This is a genomic window from Desulfovibrio sp. 1188_IL3213, assembly GCF_036763145.1.
In the GTDB taxonomy this organism is placed as follows: Bacteria; Desulfobacterota; Desulfovibrionia; order Desulfovibrionales; family Desulfovibrionaceae; genus Desulfovibrio.
Genome location: NZ_JBAIYR010000401.1, coordinates 1 through 2,045, shown reverse-complemented (window position 1 = coordinate 2,045; position 2,045 = coordinate 1). Strand labels below are relative to the sequence as shown.

The window sequence follows — 2,045 nt, the reverse complement described above, 5'->3', positions numbered from 1 at the left end:
GGCGACGCGCCGCAAGGGGCGCGCGGGACGCATGCGGCGTCCTGATTTCACCCAAACTAGCATGAGGAGTACGCCATGATGCAATCCACCTTTGCCATAATCAAGCCCGACGCAGTTTCGCGCCAGTTGACCGGTGAAATACTGGCGGCTATGGAAGCTTCAGGGCTGAAGATCGTGGCCCTTAAAAGGTTGCATCTTTCCAAGGCGCAGGCTGCCGGTTTTTATGCCGTTCACCGTGAGCGCCCTTTTTTTGACAGCCTGACGGACTACATGTCTTCCGGCCCGGTTGTTTGCGTTGTATTGCGGGGCGAAGACGCCGTTCCCCGGTGGCGCGCCCTCATGGGAGCCACCAATCCCGCCCAGGCTGAGCCTGGAACCATGCGCGCCATGTACGGCCAGAGCCTTGAGGCCAATGCCGTGCACGGTTCAGACGCGCAGGAAACCGCGGCTTTTGAGATCGGCTATTTCTTTAACGGATTGGAAATTTCGGAGTAAATCATGACGCTGCGCATAGGCTGTGTGGGTTGCGGCAACATGGGCGGAGCCATCATGTCTGGTCTGGCACGTCCTGGAACTGGGAACGAAAACCGGAACAGCGCCTACTCGCTCTGCGGCTACAACCGCACAGCCTCGCGCATGCAAGCCCTGGAAAAGGCCGGAGTGCGCGTCATGGCGTCACCTCTGGCTGTGGCGGAAAACGCAGACATCATTCTGCTGGCCGTCAAACCCTACCAGATACACGAAATAATGGAACAAATACGTCCCGCCCTCAGCAAGGACAAGGTCATTGTATCTGTGGCGGCGGGCATCACCATGCAAAGCCTGCAACAATGGGCCGCGGGGCGCAGCCCTGTGGTGCGCTGCATGCCCAATACCCCGGCCCTGGTGGGTATGGGCGTGTTTGCCCTGTGCTTTGAGGATCCTGCACTCAGCAATGAACGCAGGCAGGATATTTTACAGCTTTTCAGCGTACTTGGGCAGTGCGTTGAAATGGCTGAAGACAAATTTACGGCTTTTTCCGCCCTTATCGGCGCTGGCCCGGCGTATGTTTTCGCCATGATGCAGGGCCTTGTGCAGGCGGGGGTAACAATGGGGTTTTCCCATGCCCAGGCACGGCAAATGGTTACGGCCCTCTTTGCCGGTTCGGCGCACATGGCGGAAGAAGATGCAACGCCTTTGGCCCAGTTGCGCGACAACGTGTGCTCGCCGGGGGGCCTGACCATCGCCGGGGTCAACGCGCTGGACCGCGCGGGACTCACCGGTCTGCTGGTGGATGCCGTGCTGGCCGCCAACGCACGTGGCGCTGAAATGGAAAGGAACAGCGGCCAGGGCTGTTGAAGCTTGCAATGCCCCTTGGTTCACGCCAGAAATTTTTAGAGCAGTTTACGAATGAAACGAGTCAACTGCTCTGCAAGGGTTTTCCTGAAAAATCCTTGCCACGAAATGCGAGTAGGCAGGCTTTTGCCTGCCGTAAGCAAGCATTTCAAGTGTTAAATGCTCTAGAGCAATTTCACTTTGAAATTGCTCTGGCGGCTGCGTGAACAGACGTTCGCTGCGGAGGCGTAAGCGCAGTTTATCTGCGCGGTTAAGCGCCGAAGTGAGCGTGCCTTAAACTTTGAGAATGTATATTCTCAAAGTTAATCTGCTCTAGGGAACAGCGCGCTGACAAGATGTTTTCACGGTCCATTGTCAAACGCGCTCAATCAGTCAAAGCCTGCCCGTTGATGGCATTGCGCGGCACGGAGGGAGATCGCCGAGCGAAGCGGGGAAGCTCCCGCAGCACAAGACGCCCAGCCCTCGCCACTGCCAGGTAATTGAACGCCTCTGGGGTGGTCCGGGGGGAGTGCAGAGGACGGGGCTGTTTTCAGTTTTACATGGGCAACCATCTACCTGAACTGTCTGCCCCAGCCACCCTTCAATATTTTTCGTCAGGCCAGCCAGCAGCGAACACGCCAGCCCGGTGCGCGTTCTTTCCAGGCCGGAGCCTCATGGCGGCAGACACCCTGCGCCAGCGGACAACGCGGATGAAACCGGCAGCCGCTGGG

General features: G+C 58.1%; 4 protein-coding genes. 3 read left to right on the top strand and 1 reads right to left on the bottom strand.

From position 1 onward, the window contains the following. Positions 1-75: 75 nt before the first annotated feature. Genes ndk through V6C16_RS11910 form a run of 3 tightly spaced genes read left to right on the top strand, consistent with a single transcriptional unit; the run spans position 76 to position 1,541 of the window. Positions 76-495 carry a nucleoside-diphosphate kinase gene (gene ndk, locus V6C16_RS11920; protein WP_333536536.1) on the top strand — a complete coding sequence of 140 codons (420 nt, stop codon included), beginning with the start codon at positions 76-78 and terminating at the stop codon, positions 493-495. A gap of 3 nt (positions 496-498) precedes the next feature. Continuing rightward, positions 499-1,338: a pyrroline-5-carboxylate reductase gene (gene proC, locus V6C16_RS11915; RefSeq protein WP_333536535.1), complete on the top strand. Its 840-nt coding sequence runs from the start codon at positions 499-501 to the stop codon at positions 1,336-1,338. 8 nt (positions 1,339-1,346) lie between these two features. Beyond that, positions 1,347-1,541, top strand: coding sequence for a hypothetical protein (locus V6C16_RS11910; RefSeq protein ID WP_333536534.1), 195 nt, complete (start codon positions 1,347-1,349; stop codon positions 1,539-1,541). A 387-nt stretch (positions 1,542-1,928) separates the two neighbouring features. Here the strand turns inward: V6C16_RS11910 and V6C16_RS11905 are convergent. After that, a partial coding sequence (locus tag V6C16_RS11905; RefSeq protein WP_333543300.1) for an oligopeptide/dipeptide ABC transporter ATP-binding protein occupies positions 1,929-2,045 on the bottom strand: 117 nt, incomplete at its 5' end.

What these genes read in the sequence shown, in the direction of transcription:
- ndk (WP_333536536.1), top strand. Translation starts at nt 76, where the DNA reads ATGATGCAATCCACCTTTGCCATAATCAAGCCCGACGCAGTTTCGCGC.
- proC (WP_333536535.1), top strand. Translation starts at nt 499, where the DNA reads ATGACGCTGCGCATAGGCTGTGTGGGTTGCGGCAACATGGGCGGAGCC.
- V6C16_RS11910 (WP_333536534.1), top strand. Translation starts at nt 1,347, where the DNA reads ATGCCCCTTGGTTCACGCCAGAAATTTTTAGAGCAGTTTACGAATGAA.